The 16,170-nt window shown below is 73.4% G+C and carries 16 protein-coding genes; 3 read left to right on the top strand and 13 right to left on the bottom strand.

Translation table 11 applies throughout. From position 1 onward, the window contains the following. Positions 1 to 59 precede the first annotated feature (59 nt). The 5 genes from ligA to AC07BS_RS30200 all read right to left on the bottom strand — a co-directional run bounded on the left by ligA (position 60) and on the right by AC07BS_RS30200 (position 5,432). Positions 60 to 2,291: an NAD-dependent DNA ligase LigA gene (gene ligA, locus AC07BS_RS30220; protein ID WP_478642240.1), complete on the bottom strand. Its 2,232-nt coding sequence runs from the start codon at positions 2,289 to 2,291 to the stop codon at positions 60 to 62. 31 nt (positions 2,292 to 2,322) lie between these two features. Beyond that, a complete protein-coding gene (locus tag AC07BS_RS30215) occupies positions 2,323 to 3,345 on the bottom strand; it encodes a methionine synthase (protein ID WP_478642241.1) in 1,023 nt (340 codons plus the stop codon). A 39-nt stretch (positions 3,346 to 3,384) separates the two neighbouring features. Next, the gene (locus AC07BS_RS30210) at positions 3,385 to 4,083 is read right to left on the bottom strand and encodes an SDR family oxidoreductase (protein WP_478642243.1); all 699 of its coding nucleotides are present in this window, start codon (positions 4,081 to 4,083) and stop codon (positions 3,385 to 3,387) included. Between the two features lie 248 nt (positions 4,084 to 4,331). Further along, positions 4,332 to 4,901: an LOG family protein gene (locus AC07BS_RS30205; protein WP_478642245.1), complete on the bottom strand. Its 570-nt coding sequence runs from the start codon at positions 4,899 to 4,901 to the stop codon at positions 4,332 to 4,334. Between the two features lie 219 nt (positions 4,902 to 5,120). Further along, positions 5,121 to 5,432, bottom strand: coding sequence for a hypothetical protein (locus AC07BS_RS30200; RefSeq protein WP_478642246.1), 312 nt, complete (start codon positions 5,430 to 5,432; stop codon positions 5,121 to 5,123). On the opposite strand from AC07BS_RS30200, the gene AC07BS_RS30195 reads away from it, so the two are divergent. After that, complete coding sequence (locus AC07BS_RS30195; RefSeq protein WP_478642248.1) at positions 5,422 to 5,709, top strand: hypothetical protein; 288 nt, start codon at positions 5,422 to 5,424, stop codon at positions 5,707 to 5,709. The genes AC07BS_RS30200 and AC07BS_RS30195 overlap by 11 nt on opposite strands. 19 nt (positions 5,710 to 5,728) lie before the next feature. Here the strand turns inward: AC07BS_RS30195 and mnmA are convergent, their stop codons facing one another. Next, positions 5,729 to 6,901, bottom strand: a complete 1,173-nt coding sequence (mnmA, locus tag AC07BS_RS30190) for a tRNA 2-thiouridine(34) synthase MnmA (protein WP_478935093.1) — start codon at positions 6,899 to 6,901, stop codon at positions 5,729 to 5,731. Between the two features lie 77 nt (positions 6,902 to 6,978). On the opposite strand from mnmA, the gene AC07BS_RS30185 reads away from it, so the two are divergent. Further along, a complete protein-coding gene (locus tag AC07BS_RS30185) occupies positions 6,979 to 7,653 on the top strand; it encodes an N-acetylmuramoyl-L-alanine amidase (protein WP_478642253.1) in 675 nt (224 codons plus the stop codon). A gap of 99 nt (positions 7,654 to 7,752) precedes the next feature. Here the strand turns inward: AC07BS_RS30185 and AC07BS_RS30180 are convergent, their stop codons facing one another. Next, positions 7,753 to 8,922 (bottom strand): cysteine desulfurase family protein, encoded by a 1,170-nt coding sequence (locus AC07BS_RS30180; protein WP_478642254.1) that lies wholly within the window; start codon positions 8,920 to 8,922, stop codon positions 7,753 to 7,755. Positions 8,923 to 8,935: 13 nt separating this feature from the next. Beyond that, positions 8,936 to 9,910, bottom strand: a complete 975-nt coding sequence (locus AC07BS_RS30175; protein ID WP_478642255.1) for a helix-turn-helix transcriptional regulator — start codon at positions 9,908 to 9,910, stop codon at positions 8,936 to 8,938. 124 nt (positions 9,911 to 10,034) lie between these two features. Between AC07BS_RS30175 and AC07BS_RS30170 the strand changes: the two genes are divergently transcribed. Next, entirely contained in the window at positions 10,035 to 10,634 is a 600-nt protein-coding gene (locus AC07BS_RS30170) for a TIGR03086 family metal-binding protein (protein ID WP_478642257.1), read from the top strand. Between the two features lie 35 nt (positions 10,635 to 10,669). On the opposite strand, the gene AC07BS_RS30165 is transcribed toward AC07BS_RS30170, so the two are convergent. The 5 genes from AC07BS_RS30165 to AC07BS_RS30145 form a co-directional block, all read right to left on the bottom strand. Next, complete coding sequence (locus AC07BS_RS30165; RefSeq protein ID WP_478642259.1) at positions 10,670 to 11,338, bottom strand: trimeric intracellular cation channel family protein; 669 nt, start codon at positions 11,336 to 11,338, stop codon at positions 10,670 to 10,672. Positions 11,339 to 11,401: 63 nt separating this feature from the next. Further along, positions 11,402 to 12,766 (bottom strand): M1 family metallopeptidase, encoded by a 1,365-nt coding sequence (locus AC07BS_RS30160; RefSeq protein WP_478643180.1) that lies wholly within the window; start codon positions 12,764 to 12,766, stop codon positions 11,402 to 11,404. Positions 12,767 to 13,017: 251 nt separating this feature from the next. Further along, positions 13,018 to 14,082, bottom strand: coding sequence for an ABC transporter ATP-binding protein (locus AC07BS_RS30155; RefSeq protein ID WP_478642261.1), 1,065 nt, complete (start codon positions 14,080 to 14,082; stop codon positions 13,018 to 13,020). Next, the gene (locus AC07BS_RS30150; protein ID WP_478642264.1) at positions 14,079 to 15,152 is read right to left on the bottom strand and encodes an ABC transporter ATP-binding protein; all 1,074 of its coding nucleotides are present in this window, start codon (positions 15,150 to 15,152) and stop codon (positions 14,079 to 14,081) included. The genes AC07BS_RS30155 and AC07BS_RS30150 overlap by 4 nt, the downstream gene beginning before the upstream one ends. Next, the gene (locus AC07BS_RS30145) at positions 15,149 to 16,147 is read right to left on the bottom strand and encodes an ABC transporter permease (protein WP_478642267.1); all 999 of its coding nucleotides are present in this window, start codon (positions 16,145 to 16,147) and stop codon (positions 15,149 to 15,151) included. Before AC07BS_RS30145 ends, AC07BS_RS30150 begins: the two co-directional genes overlap by 4 nt. Between the last annotated feature and the right edge of the window lie 23 nt (positions 16,148 to 16,170).

The following is a 16,170-nucleotide window of genomic DNA, read 5'->3' as shown; positions in this document are numbered from 1 at the left end:
GGCCTTCTGCGGCCATCTGGTACGCGCTGTAGGGGTAATGCCCACTGACTATGCGGGCATTACTCCGCGGGGGTGTCCTCCTGGGGCACGGCCGCCGCGCGCGCCGCCTCGGGGCCCTGCTCCAGGAGGACGCCGAAGCCGTCCTCCTCCAGCACGGGCACCTTCAATTGCATCGCCTTGTCGAACTTCGAACCGGGGTTGTCACCCACCACCACGAAGTCGGTCTTCTTCGAGACCGAACCGGTCACCTTGGCACCGAGGTTCTGCAGCGCCTCCTTGGCGGCGTCGCGGGTGTAGCCCGTGAGCGTCCCGGTGACGACGACGGTGAGTCCGGCCAGCGGACGCGGCCCCTCGTCCTTGGCGGCCTCCTCCTCCATCCGGACGCCGGCGGCTTTCCACTTCGCGAGGATCTCGCGGTGCCAGTCCTCGGCGAACCACTCCCTGATGGAGATCGCGGTGGCCTCGGCGATGCCCTCGACCGCGACCAGCTCCTCGACCGTGGCCTCGGCGATCCGGTCCAGCGAACGGAACTCGCGGGCGAGGTCCACGGCCGCGACCGGGCCCACATGGCGGATCGACAGACCGGTGAGGATGCGGGACAGCGGGCGCTGCTTGGCCGCCTCGATGTTGGCCAGCATGGACAGGGTGTTCTTCTTCGCCTCGCCCTTCTGGTTGGCGAAGAAGGTGACGATCTTCTCCTCGCCCGTCTCCGGGTCCCGCTTGGGCAGGCCCGTGTCGGGGTCGCGGACGTAGGACCGGATGGGCAGCAGCTGTTCGACCGTCAGGTCGAACAGATCGGCCTCGTTGCGCAGCGGGGGCTCGGCGGGCTCCACCGGCTGGGTGAGCGCGGCGGCGGCCACATAGCCGAAGTTCTCGATGTCCAGGCACTTGCGGCCGGCCAGATAGAACAGCCGTTCGCGGATCTGGGCGGGGCAGGCCCGGGCGTTGGGGCAGCGGAGGTCGATGTCGCCCTCCTTCATCGGGCGCAGCTCCGCGTCGCACTCGGGGCAGCGGGCCGGCATCACGAACTCCCGCTCGGTGCCGTCCCGCAGGTCCGAGACCGGGCCCAGGATCTCGGGGATGACGTCGCCGGCCTTGCGCAGCACGACCGTGTCGCCGATGAGGACGCCCTTGGCCTTGACCACGTCCTGGTTGTGGAGGGTGGCGAACTCGACCTCGGAGCCGGCCACCGTGACCGGCTCGACGACCGCGTACGGAGTGACGCGGCCGGTGCGGCCGACGCCGACGCGGATGTCCACCAGCTTGGTGTTGACCTCCTCCGGCGGATACTTCCAGGCGAGGGCCCAGCGCGGGGCGCGCGAGGTGGAGCCCAGCCGGCCCTGGAGCGGGATCTCGTCGAGCTTGACGACGACGCCGTCGATCTCGTGCTCCATCGAATGGCGCACCTCGGGGTCGCCGTAGTGCGCGATGAACTTCCGCACGCCGGCCAGGGAGTCGACGACCTCGGCGTGCGCGGCGGTGGGCAGGCCCCACTCGCGCAGGAGCTCGTAGGCGTGCGACTGGCAGTCGATGTCGAAGCCCTCGCGGGCGCCGACGCCGTGCACCACCATGTGCAGCGGCCGGGTGGCGGTGACGCGCGGGTCCTTCTGGCGCAGCGAGCCGGCGGCGGCGTTGCGCGGGTTGGCGAAGGGCGGCTTGCCGGCCTCCACCAGGCCGGCGTTGAGCTCCTGGAACTTCTCCATCGGGAAGTAGACCTCGCCGCGCACCTCGACGAGGGCGGGGACGCGGTCGCCCTGGAGGCGGTCGGGGATCTCGGCGATGGTGCGGACGTTGGGCGTGATGTCCTCGCCCGTACGGCCGTCGCCGCGGGTGGCGGCGCGGGTGAGACGGCCGTGCTCGTAGGTGAGGTTGACGGCGAGGCCGTCGACCTTGAGCTCGCACAGGAAGTGGTAGTCGGCGCCCTCGCCGACGTCGCGGGCGACGCGGTCGGCCCAGGCGGCCAGCTCCTCGTCGTCGAAGGCGTTGTCGAGGGAGAGCATGCGCTCGCGGTGCTCGACGGCGGTGAACGCCGTAAACGCTGCCTCGTACGCCCCGGCCACCTTCTGGGTGGGCGAGTCCGGGGTGCGCAGCTCCGGGAACTCCTCCTCCAGCCGCTCCAGCGAGCGCATCAGCGCGTCGAACTCGGCGTCGCTGACGACGGGGGCGTCCTTCACGTAATAGCGGAAGCGGTGCTCCTCGACCTGCTCGGCCAGCAGAGCGTGCCGCTCCCGTGCCTCCGCAGGCGTCGCGGCTCCCGCCGCGAGCTTCTTGCCGTCCTGTTCGACAGCCACCGTCACGTCCTCCCGTTGCTTCCCCGAGCCGTCACTCAGGGTTGTCCGCAAGTGATCTCGCCGCCCGGACGCAGTGGGCGAGCGCCGCGCGGGCGTACGCGGGCGAGGCGCCCGCCATCCCGCACGCCGGGGTGACCACCACGGACTCGGCGAGAGTCCCCGGCGACAGCCCCAGCCTGCGCCACAGCGTCCTGACACCCATGACGCTACCGGCAGGGTCGGACAATGGGCCGTCCACGCCGGGCACCATGCCGGTGAACAGCGTCGTCCCCGCCTCGACCGCCTCACCGATCGCATCGTCCTCACGCTCGGTGATCAACGAGAAATCGAACGACACACCGGAGACGCCCGAGCGCCGCAGCAGGTCGAACGGCACGCCGGGGGCGCACACATGGACGATCGTCCCGGCGTCCGCGCCCTCGCCCGTCAGCGCGAGGAGGTCCCGGTACGCCCCCTCCACGACGGCCCGGTCCACCGCCCGGTGGGTGCGGTAGCCGCTGGCGGAACGGATCCGGCCGGCCAGCACGGCGGGCAGCGAGGGCTCGTCCAGCTGGAGCAGGACGCGCGCGCCCGGCACCCGCCGGCGCACGTCCGCGAGATGGTTCCGCAGCCCCTCGGCGAGGGAGGCGGCGAGGTCCCGGCATGCCCCGGCGTCGCTCAGGGCCGCCTCGCCGCCGCGCAGCTCCAGCGCGGCGGCGAGGGTCCACGGGCCGACGGCCGAGACCTTGAGGACGCCGTCGTACCCCTGGGTGAACTCCTCCAGCGCGTCGAGGTCCTCCCCCAGCCAGGAGCGGGCCCGGCGGGTGTCACGTCCCGGCCGGTCGCCGACGCGCCAGCCGCTGGGCTCCACCCGGGCGAAGACGTCCACCAGCATCCCGGCCGTCCGGCCGATCATGTCCGCGCCGGGCCCGCGGGCCGGCAGCTCGGGCAGGTGCGGCAGCGCCTCCAGCGAGCCGGTGACGGTCTTCGCGGCCTCCCGGGCGTCCGTCCCGGGCATCGAGCCGACGCCGGTCGCGGTACCCGCGCCCCACAGGGCCTTCTTCTTCTCGCTCACCCAGGAAGAGTACGAGACCGGGGTCGGGCGGCCGGGCCGTCAGGCCCCGGACCAGCCCGGGCGCACCGTCAGGTCGTGGATCTCCGCGTCGCGCGGCAGGTCCAGCGCGAGCAGGACCGTCGTGGCGATGGACTCCGGGTCGATCCACTTGTCCGGCGTGTACTCCGCGCCCTCCTGCCGCTGCACGTCCGCCTGCATGGGCGTGGCCACCCGGCCCGGGTAGACGCTGGTGACCCGGACGCCGTGGGTGTGCTCCTCGGCGCGCAGCGAGTCGGCCAGCGCCTTCAGACCGTGCTTGCTGGCGGCGTACGCGCCCCAGCCGCCACGGGCGTTGAGCCCCGCGCCGGAGTTGACGAAGAGTACGTGGCCCCGGGACAGCCGCAGCTGGGGCAGCATCAGACGGGTGAGCTCCGCCGGGGTGACCAGGTTGACCGCGAGGGTGCGGTTCCAGGTCTTCGGCGTCAGCTCGCCGATGTCGCCCAGGTCGGAGACGCCCGCGATGTGGAGCAGCGAGTCGATGCGGTCGGGCACGCTCTGGTGGCTGAGTGCCCAGGAGAGGCGGTCGGGGTTCGCGAGGTCGGCCACGAGCGTACGGGCGCCGGGGAAGCGGGCGGCCAGCTCCTTGGCCCGGCCGGCGTCCCGGGCCACGAGCCACAGCTCGTCCCCACGCTCGTGCAGCCGCCGCGCGACGGCCTCGCCGATGCCCGACCCGGAACCGGTGATCAGATGTGTTGCCATGCCCCCAGCTTGCCCTAACGCGGACGCGCGGACGCCCAGGCCATGTCCGGCCGATCTCTCGGCAGCGGGCTGTCAGGCCGCCTACGGCGGTGGGCGCCCTGCGGGCGCGTCCTCAGGCGCCGGACAGGCTGGTTTCGGCTGAGCCGGACCGAAACCAAGCCCGTCCGGCGATGGAGGAAGCCGCCGCGCGGCGGTGGTGCGGACGGCGCGGCCCGCCGCGCTCGTGCACATGATCCCCTGGGCAGGCCTTAGGAGCGGCCGGGCCCCTCCGGCAGAGCGGCCTCCTCCGACACGGCGGCCTCCAGGCAGGCCATGGCCCCGGCCGGGTCGTCGGCGAAGAGGACCAGGTCGGCCAGCGGGACGGGCAGGAAGCCCTCCTCCTCCATGCGCCGGAACTGCTGCCGCAGGCCGTCGTAGAAGCCGGCCGTGTTCAGCAGCACCACGGGCTTGTCGTGCAGCCCGTGCTTCCTCAGCTCCAGGATCTCCGTCGCCTCGTCCAGCGTGCCGGTCCCGCCGACCATGACGACGATCGCGTCGCCGCGCGCCAGCAGCAGCGCCTTGCGCGCGGCGAGGTCCTCGGTGATCACCATCTCGTCGGCGTCCTCCCGGGCCTTCGCGGCGAGGAACTCCACCGAGACCCCCACCAGCCGGCCGCCGCCCTCCCGCACGCCGTCGGCCATCACCTTCATCAGCCCGGACTCCGAGCCGCCCCACACCATCGTGTGCCCGCCCTTGCCGATGAGCCGGGCGAACTCCCGGGCGGGCACGGTGTAGCGGTCGTCGAGGTCGGCGGCGGAGCAGAAGACAGTGATGTTCATGAGGTCACCGTACGCCCGGCGGCGAGCCGGGCGAACTCTTCCCTATGACCGGTTTTCGGCGCTCTTCCGTAGCGGTTCGGGAGCGGTTGTGTCGCTGCCGTGTCACAGATACCGCCGTGATTTGGCGCCTTGTAAGGCCGTTGTTAGCGTGACGTGCGCTCGACAATCCGGAGCGGAAACAAGCCAATTCATCGGGGGAGTCCTCAGCGTGAAGCTTCGTCATGTCCGTGCGGCCGCGGTCTTCGGCATCTGTGTCGTCGCCCTGACCGGAGCCCGCGGGCACCACGGCGGCAGCTGCTTCGGCGGCTCCAGCCACAGCAGCAGCAGCTCCTCCTCGGGCGGGTCCTCCACGACCACCTCGGGCGGCACCACCTCCGGGGGCACCACCGGCGGCGACAGCACCTCGGGCGGCTCCTTCGGGGGCGGCACGACGTCCGGCGGCAGCACGACGTCCGGCACCACCACCTCCGGCACGTCGGGCAGCACGTCCACGACCGGTGGCGGCGGCGGGAACGACGCGATGCGCGACATCAAGATCCTCAGCTGCGAGTACACCGACCGCCTGGGCATCACCGCCAAGATCCAGGCGACCAACGGCAGCGCCGCGCTGAAGTACGACTACCACCTCACGGTGAAGTTCTACGGCCCGGACCGCGCCCTGCTGGGCACCCGCAACCCGACGATCCCGTTCGTGGGCCCGGGCCGGAGCGACACCCTCGACGTCTCCCAGCCGTTCGTGCCCAAGGCGGGCACGTCCGGCACGGTCCGCTGCGAGGTCCCGAGCGTCTCGCGGTCCGTACGCAGCTGACGCGCCGCGCCGGCGGTCCTCAGGCGGTGCGGGCGGCGCCCGCGGCCCGCACCGTCGACGCGATCGTCGCCGAGCCGACGACGCGCGTGCCGTCGTAGAGCACGATGGCCTGCCCCGGGGCGACGCCCCGGACCGGCTCGGTGAAGGCCACCCGCAGCTCGCCGTCCACCAGCTCCGCCGTCACCTCGGTCTCGCCGCCGTGCGCGCGCAGCTGGGCGGTGTACGTACCGGGGCCGGCCGGGGCGACGCCGCACCAGCGGGGCTTGATGGCGGTGAGGGCCGAGACGTCCAGGGCCTCCACCGGGCCCACCGTCACCGTGTTGTTCACCGGGGAGATGTCCAGGACGTAGCGCGGCTTGCCGTCCGGGGCCGGGTGTCCGATGCGCAGGCCCTTGCGCTGGCCGATGGTGAAGCCGTAGGCGCCCTCGTGGGTGCCCACCTTGGTGCCGGCCTCGTCCACGATGTCGCCCTCGGCCCTGCCGAGGCGCTTCGCCAGGAAGCCCTGGGTGTCGCCGTCGGCGATGAAGCAGATGTCGTGGCTGTCGGGCTTCTTCGCCACGGCGAGACCGCGCCGCTCCGCCTCCGCGCGGATCTCCTCCTTGGTGGTGAGCGTGTCACCCAGGGGGAACATCGCGTGCGCCAGCTGCCGCTCGTCGAGGACGCCGAGCACATAGCTCTGGTCCTTGGCCATGTCGCTGGCCCGGTGCAGCTCGCGGGTGCCGTCCTCGTTGAGCACGACCGTGGCGTAGTGGCCCGTGCACACCGCGTCGAAGCCCAGGGCAAGGGCCTTGTCCAGCAGCGCCGCGAACTTGATCTTCTCGTTGCAGCGCAGGCAGGGGTTCGGGGTGCGCCCGGCCTCGTACTCGGCGACGAAGTCCTCGACCACGTCCTCGCGGAAGCGCTCGGCCAGATCCCAGCAGTAGAACGGGATGCCGATCACATCGGCGGCGCGGCGGGCGTCGCGGGAGTCCTCGATGGTGCAGCAGCCGCGCGCGCCCGTCCGGAAGGACTGCGGGTTGGCGGACAGCGCCAGGTGCACACCGGTCACGTCGTGCCCGGCCTCGGCGGCCCGGGCCGCGGCGACGGCGGAGTCCACGCCGCCGGACATGGCGGCGAGGACACGGAGGCGACGTCCGTCGCGGGGGCCCGAGGGTGCGCCGGGGCTGGACTCAGGAAGAGGCGTGGCAGTCATAGCCCTCCCAGGGTACGGGGTGCCCGGAACCGTACGGGGTGTCGCACGCGTTTTCGGTCGGGAGAGGGGTCGCCCTGGTGGAGACGGAAGAGGAACGGCGCCGCGGCGTCGGCCGGCGCGCGCTGCTGATCGGCGGCGCCGGCGCCCTGGTCACGGCCGGCACGGCCGGGTACGCGGGGCGGGACGAACTCGCGCGGTGGTGGTGGCGCGTCTCGGGACGGGAGCGGCCCCGCACGGACGGGGCGGTCGACCACCCCGGCGCCGAGTGGGTCGCCGCGTCCTCGGCGAACTGGCGGCGGGCCTCCCGGCCGGACGACTACGCCGTCGACCGGATCGTCGTCCACGTCGTCGAGGGCGGCTACGACGACGCCCTCCACGTCTTCCGCGACCCCCTCCACCGGGCGGCCGCGCACTACGTGGTGCGGCGGGACGGGCACGTGGCCCAGACCGTCCGCGAGCTGGACGTGGCGTTCCACTCCGGGAACCGGTCGTTCAACGAGCGCAGCGTCGGGATCGAGCACGAGGGTTATGTGGACCGGCCCGGCGACTTCACGGACGCGATGTACGCCGCGTCGGCGCGGCTCGCCGCCGGGATCTGCGACCGCTACGGCATTCCGGTGGACCGGAAGCACATCGTCGCCCACTCGGAGGTGCCGGGGGCCGACCACACCGACCCGGGGCCGCACTGGGACTGGGAGCGCTACCTGCGGCTGGTGCGGCGGGCCCGTGCGGAGGACCCCGCGGGCGGCTGATCCCCCACCCCGCCCCTTGCCGAGACCGGGGCTCCGTCCCGGACCCCGGTCCTCACGCGCCGGACGGGCTGAATGCCGGACGGGTCACAGGGCGCCCACCTAGCTCAGCCCCGCGCTCCGTGCCCGTTCCACCACCGGTCCGATCGCCGCCAGCAGGGCGTCGACGTCGGCGTCGGTCGACGTGTGGCCCAGGGAGAAGCGCAGCGTGCCCCGCGCCAGGTCCGGGTCCGTGCCCGTGGCCAGGACGACGTGGCTCGGCTGGGCGACGCCCGCGGTGCAGGCGGAGCCGGTCGAGCACTCGATGCCCTGGGCGTCCAGGAGCAGCAGCAGGGAGTCGCCCTCGCAGCCGGGGAAGGCGAAGTGGGCGTTGGCGGGCAGGCGGCCCGCCGGGTCCGGGTCGCCACTCAGGACGGCGTCCGGCACCGCGGCCCGTACGCCCTCGATCAGCCGGTCCCGCAGCGCGCCGGTGTCCCGGGCGAAGTCCGCGCGCCGCTCGGCGGCCAGCGTGCCCGCCACCGCGAACGCGGCGATGCCCGGCACGTCCAGCGTCCCGGAGCGCACGTGGCGCTCCTGGCCGCCGCCGTGCAGCAGCGGCACGGGGGCGTACCGGCGGCCCAGCAGCAGCGCGCCGACGCCGTAGGGGCCGCCCACCTTGTGTCCGGTGACGGTCATGGCGGCCAGCCCGGAGGCGGCGAAGTCGACGTCCAGCTGGCCGAAGGCCTGCACGGCGTCGGAGTGCAGCGGTACGTCGAACTCGGCGGCCACGTCGGCCAGTTCACGGACCGGCATGACCGTGCCGATCTCGTTGTTGGCCCACATGACGGTGGCCAGGGCGACGTCGCCGGGGTCGCGGGCTATCGCCTCGCGCAACGCGTCGGGGTGCACCCGGCCATGGGCGTCGACGGGGAGGTACTCGACGGTCGCGCCCTCGTGGGTGGCGAGCCAGTCGACGGCGTCCAGCACGGCGTGGTGCTCGACCGGGCTGGCCAGGACCCGGGTGCGGGCCGGGTCGGCGGCGCGGCGCGCCCAGAAGAGGCCCTTGACGGCCAGGTTGTCGGCTTCGGTGCCGCCGGCGGTGAAGACCACCTCGCTGGGCCGGGCGCCGAGCGCGGCGGCGAGGGATTCGCGGGCCTCCTCGACGGTGCGGCGGGCTCGCCGTCCGGCGGCGTGCAGCGAGGACGCGTTACCGGCGAGGGGCAGCTGGGCGGTCATCGCCCGCACCGCCTCGGGCAGCATCGGGGTGGTGGCGGCGTGGTCGAGGTAGGCCATGGTGGGCACGATTCTACGAGCCCGGGGCCGCCCCGTGACCGTCGCCGTACCGCTCCACGACGGCCGCCGCCACCCGCGCGAGGTCGGCGCGCACGGACGCCGGGGACACCACCTCCACGTCCGCGCCGAAGGGCAGCAGCGCCCGCCCGTCCCGGACGTCGGAGAGCGCCAGCTCCACGGTGGCCGGGTCGTCCCCGGACGGCGGCCCGGTCAGCCGCGGCCCCAGCAGCCGCAGGAACATGTCCAGGCGGGAGCGCCGCACCCGGGCCGTGACCAGCACCTCGGCCGGCCGTTCCTCGACCTCGCGGCGCAGCGCCGCCCAGGCGTCCGCGAGCTCCACGCCCGGCCGGCGGCGGACCGGCTCGTCGGTGACGGTGACGGCGGCGACCCGTTCCGCGCGGTACAGCCGGGGCAGGCCGCGCCGGTCGGCGACGAGGTACCAGACGCCGGCCTTGGCCACGAGTCCGTAGGGGTCGACGGTGTAGGTCCGGGGGCCGGAGTCGCCGCCGTGCCGGTAGCGCAGCCGCAGCCGCCGCTCGGCGAGGACGGCGGTGTGGAGGTCGCCCAGGTCGGCGGCCGGGCCGGGCCCGGCCATCCAGCGGACCGGGTCGACGAGGATGCGCCGGCTGGTGGCCTCGGCGGCGGGCCGGTGGGGGGCGGGCAGCGCGGCCATGACCTTGCGCAGGGCGGAGCCGAGGGCGCCGTCGAGGCCGAGATCGGCGTGGGTGCCCCGCGCGGCGAGGACGAACAGGGCGCGGGCCTCGTCGGCGGTCAGCCCGGTGACGTCGGTGCGGAAGCCGGGGAGCAGCGCGATCCCGCCGCGCCGGCCGCGCTCGGTGTAGACGGGGACGCCGGAGGCGGAGAGCGCCTCGACGTCGCGGTAGATGGTCCGGACGGACACCTCCAGCCGCTGGGCGAGCTCGGTGGCGGGCACCCGGCCCCGGGTCTGGAGCAGGAGCAGGATCGACAGCAGCCGGTCGGACTTCACATGATCAAGAATGCCGCCGGCCGGTGGAAAACCTGACGGCGGATGTCAGGTTGGGGACCGAGGCTGTGCTCACCGGAAGGCGCCGCACGGCGCCCGGCACCGTCCGCACACCGAGGGAGCAGCCATGACCGCCACCGATCCCGACCCCCGCCCCCTGTACGCCCGCGCCTGCGACCAGGTCGCCGCTCTGATCGCCCTGGCGGCGCCCGGGCGGCTGGACGACCCGACGCCCTGCGGGGACTTCGACGTACGGGGCCTGCTGGCGCACTTGGTGGGCGGCGTACGGGCCGCGGCGGAGCTGGGGCGCGCCGGCGAGGACGTGACCCTGGAGGCGGTCGCCGGGGTGCCGGACGACGCCTGGGGCCCGGCCTTCGCCGAGGCCCGGGCGCGCTTCGAGGAGGCGTGGGCGGACGACGCGAAGCTGGACGCGCCGGTGACCGTGCCGTGGGGGAAGCTGCCGGGGCGGGCCTATCTCTCCTCGGGCTGTGTGCTGGAGGTGGCGGCCCACACCTGGGACCTCTCCCACGCGCTGGGTCACCCCCTCGCCCTCGACCAGGGGACGGCGGAGTACGCGCTGGAGTGGGCCCGCCGCGTCCTGCCGCCGGAGCGGCGCGGCGAGGGCGTGCCCTTCGGTCCGGTGCGCCCGGCGCCCGAGGGCGCGGACGCGTACGCGCGGCTGGCGGCCTGGCTGGGCCGGGACGTCATGGTGGCGCCGCAGGCCTAGGGGAACGTTTCGCCGCCGGTCTTTCGTCGCCGGCGTCAGGCGGCCGCGCCGTCCTCGGAGGCGGCGCTGCGCCGGTGCCAGGCGCGGGGCGCCCGCCAGTTGTAGCGCATGGCCAGCAGGCGCAGGACGAAGGCCGTGGCGGCGGAGAGCATGCTCGTGGTGACGTTCAGCGCGTCGAAGCGGATCAGCAGCGCCGCCATGGTGGAGCCGACCATGGCCGGCACCGCGTAGAGGTCGCGGTCCCAGCGCAGCAGCGACGGCACCTCGTGGGCGAGGACGTCGCGCAGCACGCCGCCGCCCACCGCGGTGGCGAGCCCCAGGGTGGCGGCGAAGGTGAGGCCGAGGCCGTACTGGTAGGCCTTGACCGTGCCGGCCACACAGAAGAGCCCGAGGCCCGCGGCGTCGAAGACGTTGATCGCCTTGGTGATCCGCTCCACCTCCGGGTGGAGGAAGAAGACGAGCGCGGTGGCGATCATCGGGGTGAAGAAGTACCCGCGGTCGGTGAAGGCGGCGGGCGGCACGGCTCCGATGATCAGGTCCCGGAACAGCCCGCCGCCCAGGGCCGTGACCTCCGCCAGCACCGCCATGCCGAAGACGTCGAAGTTCTTGCGGACGCCGAGCAGCGCGCCCGAGATGGCGAAGACGAAGATCCCGGCGAGGTCGAGCGAGTGCTGGACGGAGGGGCTGAACAGATCGGAGAGCACCAGACATTCTTACTCGCCGCGGACGGTCCCCCCGACCAGCCGGCAGGCAGGCCTGCCCGCCGGCTAGTGCCCGCCCGGCAGCGGGGGCCGGTCACGGCTGGAGAGCCAGGTGTGGAAGAGGCCGCCCAGGTCCTTGCCGGAGACCGCCTCGGCGAGGCCGATGAACTGGGCGGTACGGACGTTGCCGTACCGGTGGAGCTTGGTCCACCGGGGCAGCAGCCGGAAGAACGCCGCGTCGCCGATGCGCTCGCGCAGCACCTGGAGCGTCATGGCGCCGCGGTAGTACACGGCCCGGGAGAGCAGGGTGTCCCGCTGCGGGTCGGCGATGTCCAACCGCCAGAAGGGGTCGCCGGGGCCGCGCGACCGGTAGGCGTCCAGGAAGGCCTGGTGGGTGCTCTTGCGCCCCTTGTGCTCGTCCCACAGCCACTCGGCGTAGGTGGCGAAGCCCTCGTTGAGCCAGACGTCCTTCCACCGCTCGACCGAGACGGAGTCGCCGAACCACTGGTGGGCGACCTCGTGGACGACCGTGGACTCGTCGCGCACGGCCGAGTAGACCGGCTTGGTCTGGGTCTCCAGGGAGAAGCCGGCCGCGGGCATGTCGTCGATGATCGCCCCGGTCTCCTCGAAGGGGTACGGGCCGAAGACGCGCGCCCAGTGGTCGGTGGCCTCGGCGGTCAGCCCGTAGACGTCGAGCCCGCCGCCGGCCAGGGCCGGGTCGGTGGCCACGTAGAGGGGGACGCCACCGGGCGTCACACCCCGTTTGACGTCGAACTTCCCGATGGTGACGGTGGCGAGGTAGGTCGCCATGGGCTTGGACTCGCGCCAGTGGGTGACGGTGGTGGCGCCGCGGTCGTGGGTGGCGAGGAGCCGGCCGTTCGAGACGGCGGTCAGGCCCTTGGGCGCCCTGATCCGGATGTCGAAGGTCGCCTTGTCCGAGGGGTGGTCGCTGGACGGGAACCAGCTGGAGGCCCCGTCGGGCTCGCAGGCGACGAAGACGCCGTCCGGGGTCTTCATCCAGCCGTAGCCGGAGCCGAAGACGATGGGGCCGCTGAGCGGCCGGGGGACGCCGCCGTAGGTGACGGCGACGCTGAAGCCGCTGCCCTTCGGCAGGGCGAGCATCGGGCGGATCGCCAGCTCGTTGCCGTCCCGGGTGAAGGCGGCGGGCAGTCCGTTCACCTCGACCGAGCTGACGTCGAGCCGCTTCAGGTCCAGGTGGAAGGAGGTCAGGCCGCGGGTGGCCCGCGCGGTGAGGGTGGCCCGGCCGTCGAGGCGGCCGGTGTCCGGGGCGTAGCGGAGGTCGAGGTCGTAGTGGCGGACGTCGAAGCCGCCGTTGCCCAGGTCCGGGAAGTAGGGGTCGCCGGCGCCGCGGGCGCCGGGGCCCATCGGGGGCGCGGTGGGCGGGCGGGGGGCGCCGGGGAGCGCGGCCATCCCGAAGGCGGTCGCCGCCGCGGTGGCGAGGGCCAGCAGTCCGACCGGCCCCCGCCCGGGTATCGAGTACCGCAGCGCGCCCAGCCGCCGTGCCGTCCTGATCGCGCGGGCCCGTATCGCCCGGGCCCGTATCGCGGGGGAGAGTGCCATGGAGTCGTCCCTTCGACCGCGCGGGCCCGTGTGCGGCGGCCGCGCCGACTCCGCACCCTCCCCTCCCTCGGTGCTCGCGCGGTCTCAGCTTGGCATGACTCTCAGGTGACCGCACCTCGCGCTCCGGAGTCGGGCACGGGCTCGGGGTGGTGGCAGGCGACGGCGTGCCCCGGGCGCGGTGACAGCAGCGGTGGCTCCTGCCGGGCGCAGACCTCGGTCGCCTTCCAGCACCGGGTGTGGAAGCGACATCCGGGGGGCGGGGCGATCGGCGAGGGCACATCGCCCTTGAGCAGGATCCTCCCCCCGCCGTCGCCGGAGGCCGCCCCCGCCCGTCTGCCGCGCCGCCCCGGGTCGGGCACGGGCACGGCCGAGAGCAGCGCCTTGGTGTACGGGTGCATGGGCGCCCTGTAGAGCGCGGTGCGGTCCGCGAGCTCGACCACCTTGCCGAGGTACATGACCGCGATGCGGTCCGAGACGTGCCGGATGACCGACAGGTCGTGGGCGATGATGACGTACGTCAGCCCCAGCTCGTCCTGGAGGTCGTCGAGCAGGTTGACGACCTGGGCCTGGATCGAGACGTCCAGCGCGGAGACCGGCTCGTCCGCGACGACCAGCCGGGGCTTGAGCGCGAGGGCCCGGGCGATGCCGATGCGCTGACGCTGGCCGCCGGAGAACTCGTGCGGATAGCGGTTGTAGTGCTCGGGGTTGAGTCCCACCAGCCCCAGCAGCCTCTGGACCTCCTTCTTCACCCCGCCCTCGGGGCTGATGCCCTGGAGCCGGAACGGCGCGCCGACGATCGTGCCGACGGTGTGCCGGGGGTTGAGCGAGGAGTAGGGGTCCTGGAAGATCATCTGGATGTCGCGGCGCATCGGGCGCATCCCGGACGTGCCGAGGTGGGTGATGTCCCGGCCCTCGAACTCGATCCGCCCGGCGGTGGGTTCGAGCAGTCTCGTGATCAGCCGGCCCATCGTCGACTTGCCGCAGCCGGACTCGCCGACGACGCCCAGGGTCTCCCCCGCCCGGACGTCGAAGGTCACGCCGTCCACCGCCTGCACCGCGCCCACCTGGCGGCGCAGCACGCCCTTGGTGATGGGGAAGTGCTTGACCAGGCCCTCGACCGCCAGGAGGGGTGCGGCTTCGTTCGTCACGGCGTCCTCGTCCCTCATAGCTTCGGTGCGATCTCTTCGGTCCAGATCCGGATCCGCTCCTCGTCCGGCAGATGGCACGCGAAGTGGTGCCGCTCGGCGCCGGGTACGGGCCGCAGCTCGGGCCGCTCGGTGCGGGTGATCCCGCCCGCGGGGATGTCGGCGTAGGGGCAGCGGGGGCTGAAGGCGCAGCCGGGGGGCACGTTGATCAGGCTGGGCGGGGAGCCCTTGACGGGGATCAGCCGCTCGGTCCGCTCGCGGTCGATGCGCGGCATCGAGCCCAGCAGGCCCCAGGTGTACGGGTGCCGGGGCGCGGTGAAGACCTGTTCGGCGGGGCCGCGCTCGACGCAGCGGCCGCCGTACATCACCAGGATGTCGTCGGCGAGCTCGGCGACGACCCCCAGGTCGTGGGTGATGATGATGACGGCCGAGCCGAACTCCCGTTGCAGGTCGCGGATGAGGTCGAGGATCTGGGCCTGGACGGTGACGTCCAGGGCGGTGGTGGGCTCGTCGGCGATGAGCAGCTCGGGGTTGTTGACCAGCGCCATGGCGATCATCGCGCGCTGCCGCATGCCGCCGGAGAACTGGTGGGGGTAGTCGTCGACGCGCCGGTCGGGCTGCGGGATGCCGACCCGGTCCAGCAGTTCGACGGCGCGCCTGCGGGCCGCCTTGCGGTCGACGTCGTGGTGGACCCGGTAGGCCTCGGTGATCTGGGCGCCGACGGTGAAGTAGGGGTGCATGGCGGACAGCGGGTCCTGGAAGATCATCGCCATCTCGCGGCCGCGCAGCCGGCGCACCTCGTCGGGGTCGGCGCCCATCAGCTCCGTGCCGTCCAGCCAGATCTCGCCGCTGATCCTGGCCTTGCGGCGGCCGTACTGACCGACGGTGTGGAGGCCCATGATGCCCAGCGAGGTCACGGACTTGCCGGAGCCGGACTCGCCGACGATGCCCAGGGTGCTGCCCTTGTCCAGGGTGAAGGACAGCCCGTCGACGCTTTTGACGAGCCCGTCGTCGGTGGGGAAGTGGATGCGCAGGTCGCGTACGTCGAGGAAGGCGGCCGGGGCGGTCCCGGCGGCGGGGGCGGTCGTCACGAGAGCCTCACTCGGGGGTCGATCACGGCGTAGAGGAGGTCCACCACGAGGTTGGCGAGGACGACCGCGGAGGCGGCGACGAGCGTCACCCCGAGGATCAGCGGGAGGTCGCGGTCGCTGATCGCCTTGACGGCCGCCTGGCCGAGGCCGGGCAGGTTGAAGGTGGTCTCGGTGAGGATCGCGCCGCCGACGAGGGCGCCGAGGTCCATGCCGAGGATGGTCAGCACGGGCGTCAGGGTGGAGCGCATGGCGTGCTTGCCGATGACCACCGGCTCGCGGAGTCCCTTGGCGCGGGCGGTGCGGATGTAGTCCTCGCCGAGGATCTCCAGCATGGTGGCCCGGGTCAGCCGGGCGTACATGGCGGCGTAGAGGAAGGCGAGGGTGATCCAGGGCAGGATCAGGCCGCCGAACCACGCCCCCGGGTCCTCGGCGAAGTCGGTGTACTCGCCGTCCACCCAGCCCAGTCCGTAGGAGAAGACGGCGAGCGAGAGCAGGCCGGTGAAGTAGATGGGCAGGGAGACCCCGCCGAGGGCGATCGTCATGGCGGCGCGGTCCCACAGGCTGCCGCGCTTGAGCGCGGAGACCACGCCCGTGGTCACCCCGCCCACCAGCCACAGCACACAGGCGCCCGCGGCGAGGGAGAGCGTCACCGGCAGCCGCTCCTGGAGCACCGGCCAGACGTCCTGCTCGGTGCGGAAGGAGTAGCCGAAGCAGGGCACGTCGCAGTGCACGGAGGTGCCGCCGCCGGTGTAGTCGCGGCCGGCCACGATGCCGGAGACGAAGTGCCAGAACTGCGCGAGGACCGGCTGGTCCAGGTCCAGCTTCTTCCGGATGCCCTCGATGGTCTCCGGGTCCGCCTGCTTGCCGACGTAGAGCAGCGCGGGGTCGGTGCCGGTGAGCTTCGGGATGGCGAAGAAGATGCCGAAGGTCACCAGGGTGACCACCAGCAGCATCACGACGACGGCGAACAGCCGCCTGAGGAGGTATGCGAACACTGCGGTCGGCCCGGCGGCGGACC

This window comes from Streptomyces sp. NPDC044063 (assembly GCF_056434285.1).
Note: the sequence above shows the minus strand (reverse complement) of the source record. Positions and strands in the feature narration are given on the sequence as shown.